This window comes from Streptomyces sp. NPDC001568, from assembly GCF_042893755.1.
In the GTDB taxonomy this organism is placed as follows: domain Bacteria; phylum Actinomycetota; class Actinomycetes; order Streptomycetales; family Streptomycetaceae; genus Streptomyces.
Map to the genome: position 1 here is coordinate 235,900 of NZ_JBIAVF010000008.1, position 22,140 is coordinate 258,039.

Sequence of the window (22,140 nt, forward strand, 5' to 3'; positions counted from 1 at the left end):
GCTCAGCCCCGGGCCGCCGCCACGAAGGCCCGGATCAGCTGCGGGGACTTGACCCCGCGCTCGCTCTCGACCCCGCTGGAGACGTCCACGCCCCACGCGCCGGTCGCCGCGAGGGCCTCGCCGACGTTGGCGGGGGTGAGCCCGCCGGCCAGCAGCCACCGCCCCTCGGGCGCCGTGAACTCCGCCGAGCCCCAGTTCCACGGCTTGCCGGAGCCCGGGTCCGGGGCGTCGAGCAGCAACAGGTCCTCACCGAGCTCCCCGCACCGGCGCACGTGCTCGGCGGTGGCCCGGACCAGTGTCCGGCCGGGGGTGCGCAGTTCCTCGTAGTACTCCGGGCCCTCGTCGCCGTGGAGCTGCACGGCGCGCACCCCGCTCTCCTCGGTGAGCCGGCGCACCTCCGCCACCGACTGCCCCCGGAACACCCCGACGGTGAGCACCCCGTCCGGCACCCCCGCCGCGAGAGCCCGCGCCGCGGCGGCGTCGACCGTACGGGGGCTGCCCGGCGCGAAGACGAAGCCGACGGCATCCGCCCCGGCGGCCACGGCCACCTCGACGTCATGGGCGGTCTTGAGGCCACAGATCTTGACGAAGGGCACGCTGCGTTCGCTCATGCCCCGATCCAACCAAACCCGCCCGTCCGGAAGCGACCCGTCCCGACCACCGGGCACCGACCACCCGCCCGCACCAGCCTGGTGTGAGACGCGGCCCCGCAACCCCCTGCCCGGCGGAGGAATCGACGGTGACCACCTTGACCGAGCGAGCCACACCCGTAGAGGCACCGCCCCGCACAATGACCCCATGAACGACAACGGGGTGGACATCACCACAGGCGGCGCGGACTCCGAGCTCGACGCGCGGCTGAGCAAGGAACTGGACGCCTTCAACCAGGCGGCGACGGCGGGGCACGCGCAGTCGGAGTTCAGCGTACGGATCACCGACGCCGACGGCAGGCTCGTCGCGGGGCTCTCCGGCTGGAGCTGGGGCGACCGCGCGGGCATCGGCATGACCTGGGTCCGCGAGGACAGTCGGGGCGACGGCCGGGGCGCCGAGCTGCTGGCGGCGGCCGAGGAGGAGGCCCGCCGGCGGGGCTGCGTGAGCATCCTGGTCTCCTCGTTCACCTTCCAGGCCCCGGCCTTCTACGCCCGCCACGGCTACCGCGAGGTCGCCCGCGTCCCCGGCTTCCCGGCGGCCCACGAGGACGTCTGGCTCCTCAAGCCCCTGACCTGATCCCGCTCCCGCCCCCCGGGGCGGGAACGCCCGAGGGCGGCACCCCCCGTGGGGTGCCGCCCTCGTTCGAGAACAGCCGATCAGCCGGGGCCGATCAGAAGTCCATGTCACCGCCCGGCATGCCGCCGCCCGCGGGGGCACCGGCCTTCTCGGGCTTGTCGGCGATGACGGCCTCGGTGGTGAGGAAGAGGGCCGCGATCGACGCCGCGTTCTGCAGCGCGGAACGGGTGACCTTCGCCGGGTCGATGATGCCCTCGGCGATCATGTCGACGTACTCGCCGGTCGCGGCGTTCAGGCCCCAACCGATCTGCAGGTTGCGCACCTTCTCGACGACGACGCCACCCTCGAGACCACCGTTGACGGCGATCTGCTTGAGCGGGGCCTCCAGCGCGAGCTTCACGGCGTTGGCGCCGGTCGCCTCGTCACCGGTGAGCTCCAGCTTCTCGAAGACCGAGGAGGCCTGGAGCAGGGCCACGCCACCACCGGCGACGATGCCCTCTTCGACGGCCGCCTTCGCGTTGCGAACGGCGTCCTCGATGCGGTGCTTGCGCTCCTTGAGTTCGACCTCGGTCGCGGCACCGGCCTTGATGACGGCCACGCCGCCGGCCAGCTTCGCGAGGCGCTCCTGGAGCTTCTCGCGGTCGTAGTCCGAGTCGGAGTTCTCGATCTCGGCGCGGATCTGGTTGACGCGACCCTGGACCTGGTCGCTGTCACCGGCACCGTCGACGATCGTGGTCTCGTCCTTGGTGATGACGACCTTGCGGGCGCGGCCGAGCAGGTCGAGACCGGCGTTCTCCAGCTTGAGGCCGACCTCCTCGGAGATGACCGTGCCGCCCGTGAGGATGGCGATGTCACCGAGCATGGCCTTGCGGCGGTCACCGAAGCCCGGAGCCTTGACGGCGACGGACTTGAAGGTGCCACGGATCTTGTTGACGACCAGGGTCGACAGGGCCTCGCCCTCGACGTCCTCGGCGATGATCAGGAGCGGCTTGCCGGACTGCATGACCTTCTCCAGGAGCGGCAGCAGGTCCTTGACCGAGCCGATCTTGGAGTTGACGATCAGGATGTACGGGTCGTCGAGGGACGACTCCATGCGCTCCATGTCGGTGGCGAAGTACGCCGAGATGTAGCCCTTGTCGAAGCGCATGCCCTCGGTGAGCTCGAGCTCCAGGCCGAAGGTCTGCGACTCCTCGACCGTGATGACGCCTTCCTTGCCGACCTTGTCCATCGCCTCGGCGATGAGCTCGCCGATCTGGGTGTCGGCGGCGGAGATGGAAGCCGTCGAAGCGATCTGCTCCTTGGTCTCGACATCCTTGGCCTGCGACAGCAGGGCGGCGGAGACGGCCTCGACGGCCTTCTCGATGCCACGCTTGAGGGCCATCGGGTTGGCGCCGGCGGCTACGTTGCGCAGGCCCTCGCGGACGAGCGCCTGGGCGAGCACGGTGGCGGTGGTCGTACCGTCGCCGGCGACGTCGTCCGTCTTCTTGGCGACTTCCTTGACCAGCTCGGCGCCGATCTTCTCGTACGGGTCCTCGAGCTCGATCTCCTTGGCGATGGAGACACCATCGTTGGTGATCGTGGGGGCGCCCCACTTCTTCTCAAGGACGACGTTGCGACCCTTGGGGCCAAGGGTGACCTTGACGGCGTCGGCGAGCTGGTTCATCCCACGCTCGAGACCGCGCCGGGCCTCCTCGTTGAACGCAATGATCTTGGCCATCTGAAGTGGTCCTCCCGGACAGGGGTGGATTGCTCCGGACCGCGCCCGCGCCCGCGACGGACGGCCTGCGGATTCGGCGGTTCCTTCCCGCCGGACCCTGCGGGCCTCACCGGCCCGGTCCTCGTCTTAGTAGCACTCTCACCTGGAGAGTGCTAACGCCAATGATTAGCACTCGACCCCCGCGAGTGCAAGCGGCTTCGAGCAATGCCCGCCCTGCGCCGGGGCCGCCGGCGGGGCGGTGGCCGGGCGCCGCAAGGGTCCCGGGGCCGACACGCACGAGGGGCCCGCATCCCCGTGTCCGGGATGTGGGCCCCTCGTGTGTGAGTGCGTCGGTGGTCGATCGCGCTTCGGGACTCAGCCGGCAGCGAGCTTGACCATGTCCGCCTGCGGGCCCTTCTGGCCCTGCGAGATTTCGAACTCGACCCGCTGACCCTCTTCAAGGGTGCGGTACCCGTCCATCTGGATGGCGCTGTAGTGGACGAACACATCCGCGCCACCGTCGACCGCGATGAAGCCGTAGCCCTTCTCCGCGTTGAACCACTTGACGGTGCCCTGAGCCATGCCTAACTCCCCTATTACTGGCCCTTGCGCAGGTCCGCACTTCGCGAACCCGGGTCAGAACTTGCGCCGGAACGCCTCGACCGGGGCTGAATGTATCCGCACCGCTGCTGTCTGCAACAGGTCAATCCGACGAGAATTCCGGACACGCGAAAACATTGAAATAGAGTGAAAATTTGGCATATTCCTGGGCAACTCGGGCCTGACAATCCACGCCAAAGCCCCATAGCGCGCACTCATGTTGACTCAATGTCAACCCTCCCCGGCCCCGCTCATATGCGGCGGGCAAGAACAGCGGAGGGGACTTCCCCAACTCTACCGCTATCAATCAAGCAGAATTGCCCCCTCCGCTTATTGGCGGAGAGGGCAATTCGGAAATCGACGGGCGGCCACGGCCCCCCGGGGAGGGCGATCGACCGGGACGATCAGCCGCCGGCGACGGCCGGAATGATCGAGACGCCGGCGCCGTCGGGCGTCTTCGTCTGCAGCCCGCCCTCGAAGCGCACGTCGTCGTCGTTGACGTAGACGTTCACGAAGCGGCGCAGCTTGCCCTGGTCGTCCAGGACGCGCGCGGCGATGCCCGGGTGGTTCTTCTCCAGGGAGTCGATGACCTCGGCCAGGGTCGTGCCCTCGGCCGAGACCTCGGCGACGCCGCCGGTGTAGGTGCGCAGGATGGTGGGGATGCGGACGTTGACGCTCATGGCGCTACCGCCTTTCCGGGTGTCGTGGGGAGGATCAGGCCAGGCCGGCGGCGCGGAAGGCTTCCAGGCTCGGGCGGATGGTGGCGGTCTGGCCGCTGTCGGCGGCCACCGCCTCCAGGGTCTTGAGGCCGTCGCCGGTGTTCAGGATCACGGTGGTCAGCGTCGGGTCGAGCTGCCCGTTCTCGATGAGCTTCTTCGTCACGCCGACGGTGACGCCGCCCGCGGTCTCGGCGAAGATGCCCTCGGTCTGCGCGAGGATCTTGATGGCCTCGACGACCTGGGTGTCGTTGACGTCCTCGACGTATCCACCGGTGCGCCGCGCGATGTCCAGGACGTACGGGCCGTCGGCCGGGTTGCCGATCGCGAGGGACTTGGCGATGGTGTTCGGCTTCTGCGGGCGGACCACGTCGTGACCGGCCTTGAAGGCGGTCGACACCGGGGAGCAGCCCTCGGCCTGGGCGCCGAAGATCTTGTACGGCTTGTCCTCGACGAGGCCGAGCTTGATCAGCTCCTGCAGACCCTTGTCGATCTTCGTCAGCTGGGAGCCGGACGCGATCGGGATGACGATCTGGTCGGGCAGCCGCCAGCCGAGCTGCTCGCAGATCTCGTACGCCAGGGTCTTGGAGCCCTCGCCGTAGTACGGACGCAGGTTGACGTTGACGAAGCCCCAGCCCTCGCCCAGCGGGTCGCCGATGAGCTCGGAGCAGAAGCGGTTGACGTCGTCGTAGTTGCCCTCGATGCCGACGAGGTCGCCACCGTAGACACCGGCCATGACGACCTTGCCCTGCTCCAGGTCGTGCGGGATGAACACGCAGGAACGGAAGCCGGCGCGGGCGGCCGCGGCGCCGACGGCGCCGGCCAGGTTGCCGGTGGAGGAGCAGGAGAGGGTGGTGAAGCCGAAGGCGCGGGCGGCCTCGACGGCGATGGCCACGACACGGTCCTTGAAGGAGTGCGTCGGGTTGCCGGAGTCGTCCTTGACGTACAGCTTGCCGGTGACGCCCAGCTCCTTGGCCAGGTTGGCGGCGTCGACGAGCTTGGTGAAGCCGGGGTTCAGGTTCGGCTTGGAGGCCACGTTCGCCGGGACGGGCAGCAGCGGGGCGTAGCGCCAGATGTTGTCGGGGCCGGCCTCGATGGCCGCGCGCAGGGCCTCGGGGTCGCCGAGGGGCAGGTCGTAGGAGACTTCCAGCGGTCCGAAACACTCGACGCAGGCGAAAATGGGACCGAGCTCGAAGCGGGTTCCGCACTCGCGGCAGGAAAGGCCGGTGGCGGGTCCGAGATCCACGGACGCCTGCTCGGCAGAGGTGGCGACGGTCTGTGCAGCCATGATGGCGAGGCCCTTTCTCCTCATCTTCCCCATGGCGCACTTCGCCATGAGACGGAATTGGCACCTTCCCTAGTCGGGGACCTCGCGGGAGTGCGTCTCAGACGCATCGCGAGAACCGACTGGAGGGTTGCCGGGGCTTCAACGGGCCGTATCCCTCTGCCCCTCTGGATGAGCGGTATGGCACCGGACGGCGCGCTCCATTGCGTGTCCGGGCGTTTGTGCGCGGGACCCCCGGCATGCGGTGGTCCATCGCGTTGTTCAAGACTGTAACCGAAGGTCCGGGTGGTTGAGACAGCCGTCCGAACCGCGAGATGGATCACTTTTCGGTCCAAACCACCGATGAAGCAGGGAGTCCCGAGAGTGCTGGAAGAGGTGGAGCGCTGGCTGGCCGCCCGCTCCTGGTCCGCAGCAGACCGACCGCTCGACCAGCTCCTCGACCGGAAACGGGCGACGGGCACGACGGTCAGCGTGGTGCTGCCCGCCCTCGACGAGGAGGCCACGGTCGGGCGGATCGTCGAGGTGATCCGGCGCGATCTGATCGACGGCCCGGCGATCCCCCTCGTCGACGAGCTGGTGGTGATCGACTCGGGTTCCTCGGACGGTACGGCGAAGGTCGCGGCAGCCGCCGGCGCCCGGGTCGTGCACCGTGACGAGGTCCTCCCCCGCATTCCGGCGCTGCCCGGCAAGGGCGAGGTGCTGTGGCGCTCGCTGCTGGCGACGACCGGCGAGGTCGTCTGTTTCGTGGACGCCGACCTGCGGGACTTCGACTCCGCCTTCGTGTCCGGGATCGTGGGTCCGCTGCTGACCGATCCGCAGGTGCAGTTCGTCAAGGCGATGTACGACCGCCCGCTGGGGGACGCCCCCGGTCAGGGCGGCCGGGTCACCGAGCTGGTCGCCCGTCCGCTGCTGAACCTGCACTGGCCGCAGCTGGCCGGCTTCGTGCAGCCGCTGGGCGGTGAGTACGCCGTACGCCGGTCGCTGCTGGAACGGCTTCCGTTCCCCGTCGGGTACGGGGTCGAGCTGGGTCTGCTCGTGGACGCGCTGCACACGGTCGGGCTGGACGCGCTGGCCCAGGTCGACGTGGGCGTCCGGGTGCACCGCCACCAGGACGGGCAGGCACTCGGTCGGATGGCCGCGGCGATCTACCGCACGGCGCAGCTGCGGCTCTCGCGCGGGCACCTCGTACGGCCGGAGCTGACGCAGTTCGAGCGGGGGCCGGACGGTTTCGTGCCGCGCACCCACCCGGTGGACACCGAGGAGCGACCGCCGATGGCGGGGATCGAGGAGTACGCGGGCCGTCGCGTGGCGTAATCCTCCGCGGGCCCTCGGCGTACGGGCGTTTGACCGGGGGTGGGCCTGGCTAGGTTGGCCGCATGGCTTCTCAGGTACTCGTCGCCGCGAACCGCGGCCCGCTCTCGTACGCCCTCGACCAGGACGGCACCCTCAGTGCCCGGCGCGGTGGGGGCGGTCTCGTCTCCGGTCTCTCCGCGGCCCTCGCGCAGCAGCCGGAGGCCCTGTGGATCTGCGCGGCCCTGTCCGACGCCGACCGGGAGGCGGTGCGCCGGGGCGTCCGAGAGCCGGGCGTGCGCATGCTGGACATCGACCCCGCGGTGTACGACGACGCGTACAACGGCATCGCCAACTCGGTGCTCTGGTTCACCCACCACCACCTGTACGACGTCCCCCGCGAGCCGGTCTTCGACGCGAGGTTCCGGCGGCAGTGGGCCTCGTACACCGCCTACAACCGGGCGTTCGCCGAGGCGCTGGCGCAGGAGGCCGCGCAGGGCGCCCGCGTGCTGGTGCAGGACTACCACCTGGCGCTGGTGCCGGGTCAGCTGCGCGAGCTGCGGCCGGACCTGCGGATCGGGCACTTCACGCACACGCCGTGGGCGTCGTCCGAGTACCTGGGCATGCTCCCGGACGACATCCGTTCGGAGCTGATGTGGGGGATGCTCGGCGCGGACGTGGTCGGCTTCCACACCTGGGCGTGGGCCCAGAGCTTCATGGGCGGCGCCCGGCTGGACGACGAGCGGGGCATCGCCGAACCGATGTCCCCGGCGGGCGTCGAGCCGTCGCGGTCGCGCTGGGTGCGCAAGAGCCCGCTGGGCCCGGTGCGCCACCGGCGTACGGACGTGGCGGTGTTCGCGCTGGGCGTGGACGGGGACGACCTGCGGGCCCTGGCCCACCGGCCGGAGGTCGACGACAAGCTGGCGGGGCTGCGGAGCGAGGTCGCGGGCCGCAAGGCGATCGTCCGGGTCGACCGCACCGAGCTGTCGAAGAACATCCTGCGCGGGCTCCTCGCCTACCGGGAGCTGCTCACCACGCACCCCGAGTGGCGGGGCGAGGTGGTGCACCTGGCGTCCGCGTACCCGTCCCGGCAGGACCTGGAGGCCTACCGCTCGTACACGCAGGCGGTCCGGGACCTGGCCGCGGAGATCAACGCGGAGTTCGGTACGCAGGACTGGCAGCCGGTACTGGTGTCCGTCGAGGACGACTTCGCGCGCTCGCTGGCCGCCTACCGCCTGGCGGACGTGGCGCTGGTGAACCCGGTGCGCGACGGCATGAACCTGGTGGCGAAGGAGATCCCGGTGGTGTCGGAGGCCGGTGTCGCGCTGGTCCTGTCCACGGGTGCCGGGGCGTACGGGGAGCTGCGGGACGACGCGATCGTGGTGAACCCGTACGACGTCACGCAGACGGCCGAGGCCCTGCACGCGGCGCTGTCCATGCCGGCCGAGGAGCGGGCGGAGCGTACGAAGCGCCTGGCGGCGGCGGCCACGGCGCTGCCCCCGGCGGCCTGGTTCACGGCCCAGCTGGACCGCCTGGCGCCCGAGGCCTGACGCGCGGCGCGCCGTACCGGGGCGGACCCCGGTACGGCGCGGGCACGTCGGTCAGGCGCGCAGGGTCCGGGCGAGCGCGGCCAGGAAGGCGGTGACGGCGGCCGGTCCCGGCAGGACCAGGTCGGCGCGGGCGGCCAGCTCGGGCACCTCGGCCGAGCCGCTGCACACCAGCAGTCCGGGCAGTCCGTCGGCGCGCCGCTTCTCGACGGCCGAGAACGCGGCGAGGTCGCCCAGGTCGTCGCCCGCGTACAGGACCGCCTCGGCGTCCCGTTCGGCGAGGAACTCCGTCAGGGCGACGCCCTTGTCCATGCCGGGCGGACGCAGTTCCAGGACGGCCCGGCCGGGCTCGACCATCAGCCCGTGCCGCGCGGCCAGCTCGGCGAGCGGCTCCCGCAGGGCGGCGAAGGCCTGCTCGGGGTCGGCGGCGCGGCGGGTGTGGACGGCCAGCGCCCGGCCCTTCTCCTCGATCCAGGTGCCGCGCCAGGCGCCGATGGAGTCGAGGAAGCCGGGCAGCTCGGCCCGTACGGCCGCGACGCCCGGGTGCTCGGCGGGGGCGTGGACGATGCCGGTGACGGCGTCCCAGCGCTCGGCGCCGTAGTGGCCGAGGACCACCATGTGTTCCAGTCCCGGGACCCCGGCGAACCCGCCGTACCGTACGGCGACGCCGGCGGGGCGGCCGGTGACGACGGCGACGGCGGCGACCTCGGGCGCGAGCGCGGCGAGCGCCGGGACGGCGTCGGGGTGGGCGCGGGCCTGGTCGGGGTCGGGAACGATGTCGGCGAGGGTGCCGTCGAAGTCGAGGGCGACGACGGCCCTGCGGGGTGTGCGCAGGAGGGCTTCGAGGCCCTCCCGTCCGGCGGCGGTGACGGGCTCGGGCATCGGCAGGTCGTGCGGGCGGCTCCCCATACCGATGACCCTACCGGCGTAATCCGCCCGCCGCCCAGACCGCCTCCCGACCCGGACCGCCCGCGAACCGCCGGCGGATCACCGTCGGGCGCGCTGGGCCTCGCGGACGCGGCGGAGCCGGTTGACGGTGCCCGGGGCGTGCTCCAGGGCGCGCGGGTCGTCCATGAGGGCGTTGAGCAGCTGGTAGTAGCGCACGGGGGTCAGTCCGAGGGCCTCGCGTATCGCCCGCTCCTTGGCGCCCGGCCCCGGCCAGCTGCGCCCCTCGTAGGCGAGTACGGCGGCCTCGGTGGGGGTCAGCCGGGCCGCCGGCCGCCGTTCCACCTGTCCGTCGTCCGTCATACGGCCAGATTAACGGCGGCCACCGACACCTGCCGCGCGGCGGGTGTCGGTGGCCGCCGTCGGGCGTGCGGGCGGCGGGTCAGCGGTCGCCGTCGGCCTTGCGGGCGGACGTCGCGATGTCCTCCAGGACCTTCGCGGGCTGTCCGCCGGGCTGCACGACCTTGCCGATGTTCTCCTTCACGTCCTCGCTGACCCCGGCCCAGGACTTCTTGCCGACGGGGTACAGCTTGGAGTTGGGCAGGGCCGTCAGGAAGGTCCGCAGCTGGGCGGCGGAGCCGCCGGTGCTCGCCTCCATGGCCCGGTAGCCGCTGGTGGTGACGGGCAGCAGGTCGTACTTGTTGGTGAAGGTCGTCACGTTCTTCGCCGAGTACAGGTGGTCCAGGAACTTCCCGGACTCCTTCTTGTGGCCGTTCTTGAAGGCCATGACCCAGTCGGCGACGCCCATCGTGGAGTGGTCGGTGCCGTCGACGGTCGGCATCTGCACCATGCCGAACTTCACGCCCTTGCCCCCGGCCTGCTTGAGCAGGGTGGGGTGGCCGTTGAGCATGCCGACCTCGCCCCGGGTGAAGGCGTCGAAGGCGGCCTGGCGGTCGAGCTTGCCCGGTTCGACGGAGCCGGTCAGGCCCTGGCCGACCATCCGGTCACGGAGGAACTCGAAGGCCTTGACGTTCTCCGGGGAGTCGATCTGGTAGCTCTCCTCGTTGTCGGTGTAGCCACCGCCGCCGGAGAGCATCCACATCATCGACTCGGCCTGGGCCTCCTCGCGGCCGAGCGGCACGGCGAACGGGGTGGGGACGTTCGCGGCCTTGAGCTTCTTGGCCGCGGCCTCCAGGTCGGCCCAGCTCTTGGGCTGCCAGGGGGTCGCGCCGTCCTTGGGTATGACGCCGGCGTCGCCGAGGAGCTTGGTGTTGTAGAAGAGCAGTCGGGTGCTGGCCACGAACGGCATGCCGTACTGGACGCGCTTGACCTTGCCCGCGTCGGCGAGGGGGGCAAGGAAGTCGGCCTCGGTGTTGACGGAGAGCAGTTCGTCGACGGTGTAGAGCTTGTCCGCCTCCGCGTAGTCGGCGTAGGCGCCGATCTGCGCGATGTCGGGCGCCTTGCCCGCCTTGACCATCTCGGCGACCTTCGCGTCGACCTCCGACCAGGAGTAGACGCTGACCTCGACGTGGACGTTGGGGTTGTCCTTCTCGAAGGCCGCGGCGAGGTCCTTCCAGTAGCCCGTCGAGGAGTTCTGCGGATTGTCGCCGTAGTCGGCCGCCACGACCCGCAGGGTCACCTCGTTGTCACCGGTGAGGCTTTCCAGGCTGCCGCAGCCGGTCAGCGTCACGGCGGTCAGGCACAGCACGGCGCCGGACGCGGCCAGGCTCAGGTAACGGCCCTTCACGGTTCTCGATCCACCCCTTGTCGTACGTACGATTCGACGTAAGGTCTACACCACTTTGACGGCTCGCTCACACCTGCCGCGCACGCCTTGCCCGGACTGTGTCCGGACCGTAGCCGGACCAAGGTCCCGAATTTGTATGGCCACTCAACAATCCCTCCCAATGGACTAGACCTTTGCCCGCCGAGCACGCGAGACTGTCACCTGTGAAACCCGTGAAACACGTCATCGCCCTCGATGTGGGCGGCACCGGGATGAAGGCCGCCCTCATCGCCGAGGACGGCACCCTGCTGCACGAGGCGCGCCGCGCCACAGGCCGCGAGCGGGGCCCCGAGGCCGTCGTCGAGACGATCCTGGACTTCGCGTCCGAGCTGCTGGTCCTGGGCCGGGAGCGGTTCGGGGCGTCCGCCTCGGCCGCCGGCGTCGCCGTCCCCGGCATCGTCGACGCCGACCGGGGGATCGCCGTGTACGCGGCGAACCTGGGCTGGCGCGACGTACCGATGCGCGAGCTCCTCGGCAGACGCCTCGGCGGCATCCCGGTGGCCCTGGGCCACGACGTGCGCACGGGCGGCCTCGCGGAGGGCCGCATCGGCGCGGGCCACGGCGCCGACCGCTTCCTGTTCGTCCCCCTCGGCACCGGCATCGCCGGGGCCATCGGCATCGCCGGAGCCATCGAGGCCGGCGCGCACGGCTACGCGGGCGAGATCGGTCACATCGTGGTGCGGCCCGGCGGACCCGCCTGCGGCTGCGGCCAGCACGGCTGCCTGGAGACCCTGGCCTCCGCCTCCGCCGTCAGCCGCGCCTGGGCAGCCGCGTCCGGCGACCCCGAGGCGGACGCCGCGGACTGCGCGAAGGCCGTCGAGTCCGGTGACGCGCGGGCCCGCGAGGTCTGGCTGTCCGCGATCGGCGCCCTCGCCGACGGGCTCGTCACCGCGATCACCCTGCTGGACCCGCGCACGCTGATCATCGGTGGCGGGCTGGCGGAGGCGGGGGAAACCTTGTTCACACCGCTTCGGACGGCCGTGGAGGAACGCGTGACGTTCCAGCGGCTGCCCGAGATCGTTCCGGCGGCCCTCGGGGACACCGCCGGATGCCTGGGCGCAGGGCTGCTCGCCTGGGACCTACTCGCCACGGAGGTACCTGCCTGATGTCCGGAAGCGCACACAGCACCGTTCTCTCCGGCGCCAGGGTGGTGCTGCCGACCGGCACCGTGGCGGGCGGCCGGGTCATCGTCGCCGGCGACCGCATCGCGGGCAGCGCCGACGAGGGCGCGCGGCACGTCGACCTGTCCGGGCACTGGCTCGTCCCCGGCTTCGTGGACATGCACAACCACGGCGGCGGCGGGGCCTCCTTCACCTCCGGGACCGCCGAGGACGTCCTCAAGGGCGTCCGCACCCACCGCGAGCACGGCACGACGACCCTCGTCGCGTCCACGGTCACCGGCGACCTCGCCGAACTGGCCCGGCGCGCCGGACTGCTGGCCGAGCTCACCCAGCAGGGCGAGATCGCGGGCATCCACTTCGAGGGGCCGTTCATCAACCCCTGCCGCAAGGGCGCGCACAAGGAGGAACTCCTGCGCGACCCCGACCCGGCCGAGGTCCGCAAGCTGATCGACGCAGCGCACGGCGCCGCCCGCATGTTCACCCTGGCGACCGAGCTGCCCGGCGGGCTGGACTCCGTACGGCTGTTGGCCGAGCACGGGGTCATCGCCGCGATCGGCCACACGGACTCCACGTACGACCAGACCCGGCAGGCCATCGACGCCGGCGCCACCGTCGCCACCCACCTGTACAACGCGATGCCGGGCCTGGAGCACCGCGCCCCGGGCCCCATCGCGGCGCTGCTGGAGGACGAGCGGGTCACCGTCGAGCTGATCAACGACGGCACCCACCTGCACCCGGCGATGCTGGAGCTGGCCTTCCACCACGCGGGCGCCCACCGCGTCGCGCTGATCACCGACGCCATGGACGCGGCCGGCTTCGGCGACGGCACCTACCACCTCGGCCCGCTGGAGGTCGAGGTGAAGGACGGTGTCGCCCGGCTCGTGGAGGGCGGCTCCATCGCCGGCTCCACCCTCACCCTGGACACCGCGTTCAAGCGGTCGGTGACGTTGGACCGGCTCCCCGTCGAATCCGTCGTCCAGGCGATCTCCGCCAACCCGGCCAAGCTGCTCGGCCTGTACGACCAGGTCGGCTCGCTGGACCCGGGCAAGTACGCCGACCTCGTCGTCCTGGACGCCGAGTTCGACGTCAAGGGCGTCATGCGGCGCGGCGAATGGATCGTCAACCCGCTCGGCTGAGCGGGGGCGTCGCGGCGCGCGGGCGCTGCGACGTCCCGTTCCGCGGGGACGCGGACCCCGAGGCCCGTGGGACTGGGCCGACCGGCCTGCGTTTGGCATGATCCCGGCACACACCGAAACCGGGACTGGTCATGATCCTCACCGTGACGCTCAACACCGCGCTCGACATCACCCACCGGGTGCCGAGCCTGCGTCCGCACACCACCCACCGGGTCACCGCAGTCGCCGAACGCCCCGGCGGCAAGGGCCTGAACGTGGCCCGGGTGCTCGCCGCCCTCGGCCACGAGGTCACGGCGACGGGCTTCGCGGGCGGCCCGACCGGCGCGGTCGTCCGCGCGCTGCTGGCCGCCTCGCCCGGGGTGGTCGACGCCCTGCTGCCCTGCGCGGGCACCACCCGCCGCACCCTGGCCGTCGTCGACGAAGCCACCGGCGACACCACGCAGTTCAACGAACCCGGACCGCAGATCACCGCCGTCGAGTGGGCGGCGTTCCTCGCGCACTACGCCGAACTCGTCGCCGGGGCGCGGGCGGTGGCCCTGTGCGGCAGCCTGCCGCCGGGTGTGCCGGTGGGCGCGTACGCGACCCTCGTACGGGCGGCCCGCGCGGCCGGGGTCCCCGTGCTCCTGGACACCAGTGGCGAGGCCCTGCGCCGGGGGGTCGCCGCCCGGCCGGAGATGATCAAGCCGAACGCCGCCGAGCTCGCCGAGCTGACGGGCTCCCGCGACCCGCTCCCCGCCACCCGCGACGCCCGCCGCCGGGGCGCCCGCGCGGTGATCACCTCGCTCGGCCCGGCGGGCCTCCTCGCGGCCACCCCGCACGGCACCTGGCGGGCCGCCCCGCCCCGCCCCCTGGCCGGCAACCCGACCGGCGCGGGCGACTCCGCGGTGGCCGGCCTGCTGTCCGCCCTCACCGAGGGCCTCGACTGGCCGGCCCGCCTCACCCGCGCGGTGGCCCTCTCGGCAGCCACGGTCCACGCCCCGACCGCGGGCGCATTCGACCCCCGCACCTACGAGGAGGTACGGGGGTCGGTGCGGGTCACGGCCGCCTGACGGCCGGCGGGCCGGTGCGTCAGCCCTGTTCGAGCCAGAGCTGGTCGATGTTGACGTTGCACTTGTTGCCGGACTCGCACGACAGCTTGATCGTGTTCGTGCCCTTGTTCAGGTTGACCTGACCCCACGTGGTCTGCCAGCCCTTCTCCCAGTCGCCCTTGGGCGAGTTGGCGAAGTTCCGCATGTTCAGCGGCGTGGTGTTGGCCTTGCCGTTCACGGTCAGGGTGGCGTTGGCGTCCTCGCCCGGGATGCCGAAGCGCACGTAGTAGCGGTAGACGCCGCCCTTGGGCAGCTCCAGGGTCCAGGTCAGGGCGGCGCCGGGCTGGTTGAAATTGCCGACGTACTGACCGCCGCTGCTCTTGGAACCGGGAATCGTGGTCTGGAGGACCGCGCCACCGGTGAGCGCCATGCCGGCTCCGGCCGCCTCGCCCTTCGGCAGCGGGGCCGCCGGCGGCTGGGACGACGCGCTCGCCTTGGGCGAGTTGGACACCTGTGGCTGCGGAGCCGCCGACTGGGCCGGATCCGGGTTCGCCTGGTCCTTCTTGTCGTCGTCCTTGCCGAAGGCCAGCGCCGCGCCGATGCCGATCGCCACCGCCGCGACGACCGCGACCGCCGCGATGAGCAGGCCCTTGCGGCTGGAGCCGCCGCCGTTGCCGCGGCCGGCGCCGCCGCCCGGGGGCTGGATCGTCTGGGTCCGGTCCTGCGGCGACGGCTGCTGCGGAACGCCGTAGCCGCCGGCCTGCAAAGCTTCCGGCGCCTGGTACTGGGCCTGATAGGGCTGCTGCTGGGCGGGGACGGGGCCGCGCTGGCCGCCGTACGTCCGCTCACCGACCGTGCGCACCTGGTTGTACGAGGTACGGGGGACGCCGGGCTGCACGCCGGGCTGACCGCCGCCCGCGGGACCGGGGTAGCCGTACCCACCGCCCGAACCGGGCGGGGTGGCTCCGGCGGCCTGGCCGTCCGCGTAGAGGTAGCCGAACGGATCGTCGTCCTCGGGCTGGTTCGCCCCACCGTGCGGGCCGTTGTTCGCGGGCGTCGTCATCGCAGGTCACTCCTTTCGACCCACGGGAGCCTACCCCGAACACGTGCGCCCACGGGCGGTCGATCCACTCAGCCGGCCCTGCGGTGCGCCTTGGAACGGGATCGCTTCTCGATGTACATCCGCTGGTCGGCGGAGCGCAACACCTCGTCCGCGGACATCCCGCAGCTGGCCCAGCCGATCCCGAAACTCGCCCCCACGCGCACCGCCCGCCCGTCCACCCGGATCGGCGGGATGATCGCGTTGCGCAGCCGAACGGCGAGGTCGGCGGCGTCTGCGGCGCCCAGCCCGTCGGCGAGGACGACGAATTCGTCACCACCGAGGCGGGCCACGGTGTCCCCGTCCCTGACCCCGGTCGTCAGCCTCCGGGCCACCTCGATCAGGACGGCGTCCCCGGTGTGGTGCCCGAACCGGTCGTTGATCGATTTGAAGCCGTCGAGGTCGCAGAAGAGCACCGCGAGCCCCTTCGTCCCGTCGTCGACGTCCGTGGCGGGGGCGACGGTGTGCACGTGGTGGTCGTACGGCCCCTCCGGGCGCCCACCGGTCGCGCCGGGGAAGTCCGGGAAGTCGGGGTAGTCGACGGGGGCCGCCCCGGGGTACCCGTGGGGCGCGTCCGGCTGAAAGCCGTGCTCGACGGCACCACCCGCCTCGGGCCGCGACTCGAAGGCCGCGTCGAGCGCCTCGACGGCCGTGGCCAGCACCGACTGGGGCCGCCGGCACAGCCGGGCGCCGAGCCGCGAGCGCAGCTCGGCGCTGTTGGGCAGGCCGGTCAGGGAGTCATGGCTGGCCCGGTGCGCGAGCTGGAGCTCGTGCCGCTTGCGCTCCTCGATGTCCTCGACGTGCGTGAGGAGGAACCGGGGCCCGTCGGCGGCGTCCGCGACGACGGAGTTGCGCAGCGAGACCCATACGTACGTGCCGTCGCGCCGCCCGAGGCGCAGCTCGGCGCGGCCGCCCTCGGCCGAGGTGCGCAGCAGGGTCCCGATGTCCTCGGGGTGGACGAGGTCGGAGAAGGAGTAACGGCGCAGGACGGAGGCGGGCCGGCCGAGCAGGCGACAGAGCGCGTCGTTGGTGCGGAGCAGTCGGCCGTGCTGGTCCCCGCCCATTTCGGCGATGGCCATGCCGCTGGGCGCGTACTCGAAGGCCTGGCGGAAGGATTCCTCACTGGCGCGCAGGGCCTGCTGCTCCCGTTCCAGCCGGACGAGGGCCCGCTGCATGTTCGCGCGCAGCCTCGCGTTGCTGATCGCGATGGCCGCTTGGAAGGCGTACATCTGGAGCGCTTCGCGGCCCCACGCGCCGGGTCGGCGCCCGTTGCGGGGTCTGTCCACCGAGATGACGCCGAGCAGTTCCCCGCCGGTCGCGTACATGGGGGCGTAGAGCCGGTCCTCGGGGTGCCATTCGTCCTCGAACCGCGGGTCGGGGCCGTCGGTGTGCCACTGCGGGACGTCGTCCTCCAGCAGGACCCAGCCCTCGGTGTGCGGGATGAAGCGCAGGCCGTCCCAGTCCTCGCCCATGGTCAGCCGACGGTCCCAGGAGGGGCGGGAGCCGACGCGACCGGTGATCAGGGCTTCCGCGGCGGGGTCCCCGGCGAAGGCGGCGACGACCAGGTCTCCGTCAGGTCGAACGAGGTTGACACAGGCGAGCTCGTAGCCGAGGCCCACGACGATGCCGTCCACGACGGTCTGCAGGGTGTCCGCCAGGCTCCGGGCCGTATTGAGCTCGGCCACCACCTGGTGCAGCTGCCGCAGGGTCGCAAGACGGACGTACGGCTCCGACTCGGTCTCCATTGCTCGCTCTCCCCGAGACCTCGACAGCAACTCCAGGTTTGTCATCGGCGTTTCGTTGCGGTGTCCCATCCACTGAATCACAGTGAGCTGTGCGGCAGGTACACAGGGTCAACAAATCTTGCTCTCTGTGACTCAAGTCACATGAGATGAACAACAGACAGGATCGGGGGCCTTGTTGAGTGGGAGCGCTCCCCGTCCTTCCCCGGAGCAAACGATACGTCGGGGCCTAGGCCGAGGGGCGGGGACGCGGCTCGGACCAGCGCCCGATGTGCGTCCGCGGCCGCCGGACTAGCGTTCCCCACGTGCCGAAAACGATCGCGAGCCCCGTACCCCTGACCGCGCCGGAAGGCGGCACCCCCCATCCTGAGGGGGTGAGCAACGACGAGTTCCGGGCGGCCATGTCCCGGCTGGCGGCGGGCGTGTGCCTGATCACCGCGCACGAACCGGCCCTGACCGCGGACGGACCGCGCGGGGAGGACGTCGGCATGACCGCGACGGCCTTCCTGTCCGTGTCCCTGGATCCGCCGCTGGTCCTGGTGAGCCTGCGCGAGGGCTCCCGGATGGACGACCTGCTGGCGGAGCAACCGCTGTGGGCGGTGTCCGTCCTCGCGGACTCCCAGCTCCAGGTCGCGGGCCGGTTCGCGATGAAGGGGCGGATCAGCGACCGGCTGCTGTTCGAGGGAGTGCCCTGGGTGCGGGGCGCGGTCTCCGGCTCCCCACTGCTGACGGGCGCGCTCGCCACGCTGGAGTGCCGCACCGAGTCCCGGGTCGAGGCGGGCGACCACACCCTGGTCATCGGCCGCGTCCTGACCGCCGACCTACCGGCGCCGGACGCGCCGCCCCTGACGTACTTCCGGGGCCGCTACCGGCACCTCGCGCCGTAGCGGGCGACGGCCCCCGGTCCGCGGGGCCGGTCCGCGGGGGCGTTGCGCCCCTACCAGTCGCGGCCGGTGCGGCCGCGCTTCGTCTCGCCGCGGGCCTTCTTCTCCCGCAGGCGCCGCTCGTTGATGCCGCGCGGGATCCTCGTCGCCCGGCGGGCCTTCGGCGGCGGGGCCGTGGCCTCCGCCAGCAGCGCGGCCAGCCGGACCAGCGCCATCTCCCGGTTGCGCAGCTGCGAGCGGTGCTCGGAGGCCCGTACGGTCACCACGCCGTCGACGAGGCGGGACGCGAGCCGCTCCAGCGCCCGCTCCTTCCACACGTCCGGCAGGGCCTTGGTGGCGGCCACGTCGAACAACAGCTCCACCCGGGAGTCCGAGGTGTTCACGTGCTGCCCGCCCGGCCCGGAGGAACGCGAGAACCGCCAGGCGAGCTCCGACTCGGGGAGCACGACAGAACCGCGGATGACATAGGGACCAGGCATGCCCCCTATGATCCGTGCCCGCGGCCGGTCCGTCACTCATATTTCACGGAGGGACGCGCGCGGGAACCCCGCGGGTACCCGGGCGCGTTAGAGAAGTCAGCGGTACTTTGACCGCCTGTACGTGTGTGCTGGATGAGGAAAGGGACAATCCCATGGCTGTCAGCCTGTCCAAGGGCGGCAACGTCTCGCTCTCGAAGGAGGCCCCCGGCCTCGCTGCCGTCACGGTCGGCCTCGGCTGGGACACCCGCACCACCACCGGTGTGGACTTCGACCTCGACGCCTCGGCCATCGCGGTGAACGCGACGGGCAAGGTCGTCTCCGACGGTCACTTCGTCTTCTTCAACAACAAGTCCACCCCGGACCAGACCATCGTCCACACCGGTGACAACCGCACCGGCGAGGGCGCGGGCGACGACGAGGCGATCAACGTCAACCTCGCGGGCCTCCCCGCCGACGTCGACAAGATCGTCTTCCCGGTGTCCATCTACGACGCCGAGTCCCGCAGCCAGAACTTCGGCCAGGTCCGCAACGCGTACATCCGCGTCGTGAACCAGGCCGGCGGCACCGAGATCGCGCGCTACGACCTCTCCGAGGACGCGGCCACCGAGACGGCCATGGTCTTCGGCGAGCTCTACCGCAGCGGCGCCGAGTGGAAGTTCCGCGCGGTGGGCCAGGGCTACGCCTCGGGCCTCACCGGCATCGCCCAGGACTTCGGCGTCAACGTCTGAGGTTCGGCGTCCGCCGATCCGGAGTCCGTTCGAACGGCGTGATCCGACTCCGGTCCACGGCATAGCCGCTGGTGAAGCCCCCGCCCCGCCGTACGGCGGGGCGGGGGCTTCGCTACCGTTCCACAGGTGATCCTCCAACCGCTCGTCCCCGTGGACGGCGCCCTGCCCGGGCCGGTCCTCACCGAAATCGCCACGCTCTACGCGACGAACCACGCGTTCTTCGAAATCAGCGGCGACTTCCCCGACCCCACCCGCATCACCGTCGAACAGGTCGCGGCCTCCCTCGCCGACGAACTCGCCCACGACGGCGCCGAAGTGCTGCTGGCCCGCTCCGCCGGCCGCCTCGTCGGCCTGGCGGTGACCCTCGACCGACACCCCGATCCGGCGTCCGAGGACCCGGACCCGTGGATCGGCCTGCTGCTCATCGACTCCACCGCGCACCGCGAGGGCTACGGCCGCTCGGTCGCCGGCGCCGTCGAGGACCGCTTCCGCGCCGCGGGACGGACCGGCGTACGGCTGGCCGTACTCGAAGCCAACGCCAAGGCCCTCGCCTTCTGGCAGGCCCAGGGCTACACGGCCCTGCGCCAGGCCAAGGACCGCGAACTGGGCCGCCCCTGCACGGTGATGCGCAAGGCCCTGACTCCGGACGCGGCGGCGTGAGCGGGGGCTGAGGGGGACGCGGGGGCCGCCGTGCGCGGGGGAGCCGCCGGCGGCCGGTGCGTCACGGCGCCTTCGGGCGGTCCTCGCCGTACAGCCACACGTCCCAGACCTTCTTCAGGTCGTGGCCCGTGTGCCGCTGCGCGTACGCCGTGAAGTCCGCGGTGCTCGCGTTCCCGTGCCGGTGGTCGCCGGCCCAACCGCGCAGCAGGGCGAAGAACTTCTCGTCGCCGACCTCCTGCCGGATCCGGTGCAGCACCATCGCGCCCCGCACGTACACCGGATCGCCCGAGATGTGCTCCGGTCCGGGCGGGGCCGCCGGCGGGAAGGCGTCCCACTCCGAATCGGCGGCCTGGTCGACGGTCGTGTCACCGTCGACGATGGCCTCGAAGCGGCGCTGCGCCGTCGGGCCGCCGTGCTCCTCGGCCCACAGCCACTCGGCGTACGTGGCGAAGCCCTCGTTCAGCCACATGTCCTTCCAGGACTTCGGCGAGACCGAGTTGCCGAACCACTGGTGGGCCAGCTCGTGGAGGATGAGGTTCTCGTCGGGGGCGCCGGGATAGACGGGCTTGGTCTGCGTCTCCAGGGCGTACCCGAGGGTCCCGCCCGGCAGCACGATCGTGCCGACGGTGTCGAAGGGGTAGGGGCCGAACTTGGCGCTGCCCCACTCCACGATCTCCGGCAGCCGCTCCAGCGCGGGCGCGCTCTTCGCCGCCTCGGCGGGCGTCACCGCGTTGTACACGGGGATGCCGGAGGCGGTCCGGCCGGTCGTCACGTCGAACTTCCCGATGGCGGCGGTGGCCAGGTAGCTCGCCATCGGCTCGGCGCTGTGCCAGACGAACTCCGTCCGCCCGTCCGCGACGTCCGTACGCGAACGCAACGCCCCGTTGGACACCGCCTCGTACCCCTTGGGAACGGTCAGCGTGATGTCGTACGTGGCCTTGTCGCCGGGGTGGTGGTTCCCCGGGAACCAGCCCATCGACCCGACCGGCTCCCCGACGCCGACCGCCCCGTCGGCCGTCGCGATCCAGCCCTCCTCGGAGCCGTCGGGATCGACCACGGGCTTCGGCCGGCCGGAGTAGTCGATCTCCGTGCGGAAGACCTCGCCCTTCTTCAGGTCCTTCGCGGGCCGCACCGTCAGCTCGGTGCCGCTCCGGTTGTAGCGGGCCCCGGCGCCCTGCACGTCCACGCCCTCGACCTTGAGGCCGCTGAAGTCGAGGTTGAAGGAGCTGAGCCCCTGCTCGGCGCGGGCGGTGATGACGGCCGTGCCGTGCAGTCGCCCGTCGGCGGGGTCGTAGGCGAGGTCCAGGTCGTAGTGCTCGACCTGGTATCCGCCGTTGCCGGCGCGCGGGAAGTACGGATCGCGGACCCCGGACGCACCGGGCCGCCCCTGCACCGTGGAGCCCGTACATCCCGTGGCCAGGGCGGCGACGGAGAGGACGGCTGCGACGGTGGGGGCGGCGAGGCGGGTGAGCCGGGCGCGCCGGACGATCCGGGGATGTTCCACGGACTCGATCCTAAGCGCGGGCCCGGGGGCCCGGCCCGGAGCCGTGGACCACTTGCCGAGGGCGTCGACTACTTGCCGAGGGCGTCGACACCCGCCTTGGCGAACTTCTCGTCCAGGTCGCCGCTCGGGGCGCCGGCCACACCGATGCCGGCGACGGGGGCGCCCTTGAACTGGACCGGGGTGCCGCCGCCGAGGAACAGGGTGCCCGGGATGTCCTTCAGGTTCGGGGTCTGCGCGAGGCGGCCCGCGAGGACGGAGGTCGGGGCGTTCCAGGACACGGCGGTGTAGGCCTTGCGCTGCGCCGACTCGTAGGACTGCGGGCCGGCGCCGTCGCCGCGCAGGGTGACGATGGTGTTGCCGTTGCGGTCGACCACGGCGACCGTCACCTTCTGGTTCTCCTTCGCGGCGGCCTGGAGCGCGGCCTGGGCGGCGCGGGACGCGGCGTCGACGGTGAGGTGCGTCGAGGTGGTGAAGTTCTTGTCGTCGTCCTTCTTCGCGGCCGGCGCGACGGCCTCGGCGGCGGCGGGGGCGGACGCGGGGGTGGCGCTCGCGCTGACGGCACCGAACGTCCCGGCGCCGAGGGCGAGGGCGAGGGCGGTACCGGTGAGGACGCGGGTGCGGGTGTTCATGTCTGCTCCTGGTGGTGGGAGGGGCGGTCGCCGGCTGGCTCGTTCGCCGCTGTTCCAAGACTCGGCCCGCGACCGCCCCGACCCCGTCGCCGTACCGG

At 71.9% G+C, this 22,140-nt stretch carries 22 protein-coding genes and 1 riboswitch; of the genes, 9 read left to right on the plus strand and 13 right to left on the minus strand.

Annotated elements, in window-relative coordinates; all coding sequences use genetic code 11:
- Positions 1 to 2: 2 nt before the first annotated feature.
- Positions 3 to 611 carry a phosphoribosylanthranilate isomerase gene (locus ACFY0I_RS17195; protein WP_388895945.1) on the minus strand — a complete coding sequence of 203 codons (609 nt, stop codon included), beginning with the start codon at positions 609 to 611 and terminating at the stop codon, positions 3 to 5.
- Between the two features lie 187 nt (positions 612 to 798).
- On the opposite strand from ACFY0I_RS17195, the gene ACFY0I_RS17200 reads away from it, so the two are divergent.
- On the plus strand, positions 799 to 1,227 hold the full coding sequence (locus ACFY0I_RS17200; protein WP_388895948.1) for a GNAT family N-acetyltransferase: 429 nt from the start codon (positions 799 to 801) through the stop codon (positions 1,225 to 1,227).
- Between the two features lie 94 nt (positions 1,228 to 1,321).
- Here ACFY0I_RS17200 and groL read toward each other — a convergent pair whose 3' ends face one another.
- The 4 genes from groL to thrC all read right to left on the minus strand — a co-directional run bounded on the left by groL (position 1,322) and on the right by thrC (position 5,527).
- Complete coding sequence (gene groL, locus ACFY0I_RS17205; RefSeq protein WP_281203599.1) at positions 1,322 to 2,944, minus strand: chaperonin GroEL; 1,623 nt, start codon at positions 2,942 to 2,944, stop codon at positions 1,322 to 1,324.
- A gap of 354 nt (positions 2,945 to 3,298) precedes the next feature.
- Positions 3,299 to 3,505: a cold-shock protein gene (locus tag ACFY0I_RS17210; RefSeq protein WP_008743607.1), complete on the minus strand. Its 207-nt coding sequence runs from the start codon at positions 3,503 to 3,505 to the stop codon at positions 3,299 to 3,301.
- A gap of 422 nt (positions 3,506 to 3,927) precedes the next feature.
- On the minus strand, positions 3,928 to 4,203 hold the full coding sequence (locus ACFY0I_RS17215) for a ubiquitin-like small modifier protein 1 (protein ID WP_388895952.1): 276 nt from the start codon (positions 4,201 to 4,203) through the stop codon (positions 3,928 to 3,930).
- Between the two features lie 34 nt (positions 4,204 to 4,237).
- Positions 4,238 to 5,527 carry a threonine synthase gene (gene thrC, locus ACFY0I_RS17220; RefSeq protein ID WP_362876692.1) on the minus strand — a complete coding sequence of 430 codons (1,290 nt, stop codon included), beginning with the start codon at positions 5,525 to 5,527 and terminating at the stop codon, positions 4,238 to 4,240.
- A gap of 17 nt (positions 5,528 to 5,544) precedes the next feature.
- Positions 5,545 to 5,702: riboswitch (SAM riboswitch) on the minus strand.
- Between the two features lie 185 nt (positions 5,703 to 5,887).
- Between thrC and ACFY0I_RS17225 the strand changes: the two genes are divergently transcribed.
- Together ACFY0I_RS17225 and ACFY0I_RS17230 are read left to right on the plus strand one after the other, a co-directional pair.
- The gene (locus ACFY0I_RS17225) at positions 5,888 to 6,838 is read left to right on the plus strand and encodes a glucosyl-3-phosphoglycerate synthase (protein ID WP_388895955.1); all 951 of its coding nucleotides are present in this window, start codon (positions 5,888 to 5,890) and stop codon (positions 6,836 to 6,838) included.
- Between the two features lie 62 nt (positions 6,839 to 6,900).
- Positions 6,901 to 8,364 carry a trehalose-6-phosphate synthase gene (locus tag ACFY0I_RS17230; RefSeq protein WP_388895958.1) on the plus strand — a complete coding sequence of 488 codons (1,464 nt, stop codon included), beginning with the start codon at positions 6,901 to 6,903 and terminating at the stop codon, positions 8,362 to 8,364.
- A gap of 51 nt (positions 8,365 to 8,415) precedes the next feature.
- On the opposite strand, the gene otsB is transcribed toward ACFY0I_RS17230, so the two are convergent.
- The 3 genes from otsB to ACFY0I_RS17245 form a co-directional block, all read right to left on the minus strand.
- A complete protein-coding gene (otsB, locus tag ACFY0I_RS17235; RefSeq protein ID WP_388895960.1) occupies positions 8,416 to 9,270 on the minus strand; it encodes a trehalose-phosphatase in 855 nt (284 codons plus the stop codon).
- A gap of 78 nt (positions 9,271 to 9,348) precedes the next feature.
- A complete protein-coding gene (locus tag ACFY0I_RS17240) occupies positions 9,349 to 9,609 on the minus strand; it encodes a DUF3263 domain-containing protein (RefSeq protein WP_388895963.1) in 261 nt (86 codons plus the stop codon).
- Between the two features lie 79 nt (positions 9,610 to 9,688).
- Positions 9,689 to 10,993 carry an extracellular solute-binding protein gene (locus ACFY0I_RS17245; protein ID WP_388895966.1) on the minus strand — a complete coding sequence of 435 codons (1,305 nt, stop codon included), beginning with the start codon at positions 10,991 to 10,993 and terminating at the stop codon, positions 9,689 to 9,691.
- Positions 10,994 to 11,205: 212 nt separating this feature from the next.
- On the opposite strand from ACFY0I_RS17245, the gene ACFY0I_RS17250 reads away from it, so the two are divergent.
- The 3 genes from ACFY0I_RS17250 to ACFY0I_RS17260 all read left to right on the plus strand — a co-directional run bounded on the left by ACFY0I_RS17250 (position 11,206) and on the right by ACFY0I_RS17260 (position 14,338).
- Positions 11,206 to 12,138: an ROK family protein gene (locus tag ACFY0I_RS17250; protein ID WP_388896240.1), complete on the plus strand. Its 933-nt coding sequence runs from the start codon at positions 11,206 to 11,208 to the stop codon at positions 12,136 to 12,138.
- Positions 12,138 to 13,289, plus strand: a complete 1,152-nt coding sequence (nagA, locus tag ACFY0I_RS17255; RefSeq protein ID WP_388895969.1) for an N-acetylglucosamine-6-phosphate deacetylase — start codon at positions 12,138 to 12,140, stop codon at positions 13,287 to 13,289. Before ACFY0I_RS17250 ends, nagA begins: the two co-directional genes overlap by 1 nt.
- 131 nt (positions 13,290 to 13,420) lie before the next feature.
- Positions 13,421 to 14,338 carry a 1-phosphofructokinase family hexose kinase gene (locus ACFY0I_RS17260; protein ID WP_388895972.1) on the plus strand — a complete coding sequence of 306 codons (918 nt, stop codon included), beginning with the start codon at positions 13,421 to 13,423 and terminating at the stop codon, positions 14,336 to 14,338.
- A 19-nt stretch (positions 14,339 to 14,357) separates the two neighbouring features.
- Here ACFY0I_RS17260 and ACFY0I_RS17265 read toward each other — a convergent pair whose 3' ends face one another.
- Positions 14,358 to 15,380 carry a CBM35 domain-containing protein gene (locus tag ACFY0I_RS17265; RefSeq protein ID WP_388895975.1) on the minus strand — a complete coding sequence of 341 codons (1,023 nt, stop codon included), beginning with the start codon at positions 15,378 to 15,380 and terminating at the stop codon, positions 14,358 to 14,360.
- A gap of 68 nt (positions 15,381 to 15,448) precedes the next feature.
- Entirely contained in the window at positions 15,449 to 17,161 is a 1,713-nt protein-coding gene (gene cdgB, locus ACFY0I_RS17270) for a diguanylate cyclase CdgB (protein WP_388895978.1), read from the minus strand.
- 266 nt (positions 17,162 to 17,427) lie between these two features.
- Here cdgB and ACFY0I_RS17275 point away from each other — a divergent pair, with 266 nt between their 5' ends.
- The gene (locus ACFY0I_RS17275) at positions 17,428 to 18,045 is read left to right on the plus strand and encodes a flavin reductase family protein (protein ID WP_388895981.1); all 618 of its coding nucleotides are present in this window, start codon (positions 17,428 to 17,430) and stop codon (positions 18,043 to 18,045) included.
- A gap of 50 nt (positions 18,046 to 18,095) precedes the next feature.
- Here the strand turns inward: ACFY0I_RS17275 and arfB are convergent, their stop codons facing one another.
- Complete coding sequence (arfB, locus tag ACFY0I_RS17280) at positions 18,096 to 18,521, minus strand: alternative ribosome rescue aminoacyl-tRNA hydrolase ArfB (RefSeq protein WP_362876682.1); 426 nt, start codon at positions 18,519 to 18,521, stop codon at positions 18,096 to 18,098.
- Positions 18,522 to 18,673: 152 nt separating this feature from the next.
- Here arfB and ACFY0I_RS17285 point away from each other — a divergent pair, with 152 nt between their 5' ends.
- Positions 18,674 to 19,249: a TerD family protein gene (locus tag ACFY0I_RS17285; RefSeq protein ID WP_281203612.1), complete on the plus strand. Its 576-nt coding sequence runs from the start codon at positions 18,674 to 18,676 to the stop codon at positions 19,247 to 19,249.
- 126 nt (positions 19,250 to 19,375) lie between these two features.
- Complete coding sequence (locus tag ACFY0I_RS17290; protein ID WP_388895985.1) at positions 19,376 to 19,909, plus strand: GNAT family N-acetyltransferase; 534 nt, start codon at positions 19,376 to 19,378, stop codon at positions 19,907 to 19,909.
- Between the two features lie 61 nt (positions 19,910 to 19,970).
- Here ACFY0I_RS17290 and ACFY0I_RS17295 read toward each other — a convergent pair whose 3' ends face one another.
- Both ACFY0I_RS17295 and ACFY0I_RS17300 read right to left on the minus strand, forming a co-directional pair.
- On the minus strand, positions 19,971 to 21,413 hold the full coding sequence (locus tag ACFY0I_RS17295) for a M1 family metallopeptidase (RefSeq protein ID WP_388895988.1): 1,443 nt from the start codon (positions 21,411 to 21,413) through the stop codon (positions 19,971 to 19,973).
- A gap of 68 nt (positions 21,414 to 21,481) precedes the next feature.
- Entirely contained in the window at positions 21,482 to 22,042 is a 561-nt protein-coding gene (locus ACFY0I_RS17300) for a heme-binding protein (RefSeq protein ID WP_388895991.1), read from the minus strand.
- Positions 22,043 to 22,140 lie beyond the last annotated feature (98 nt).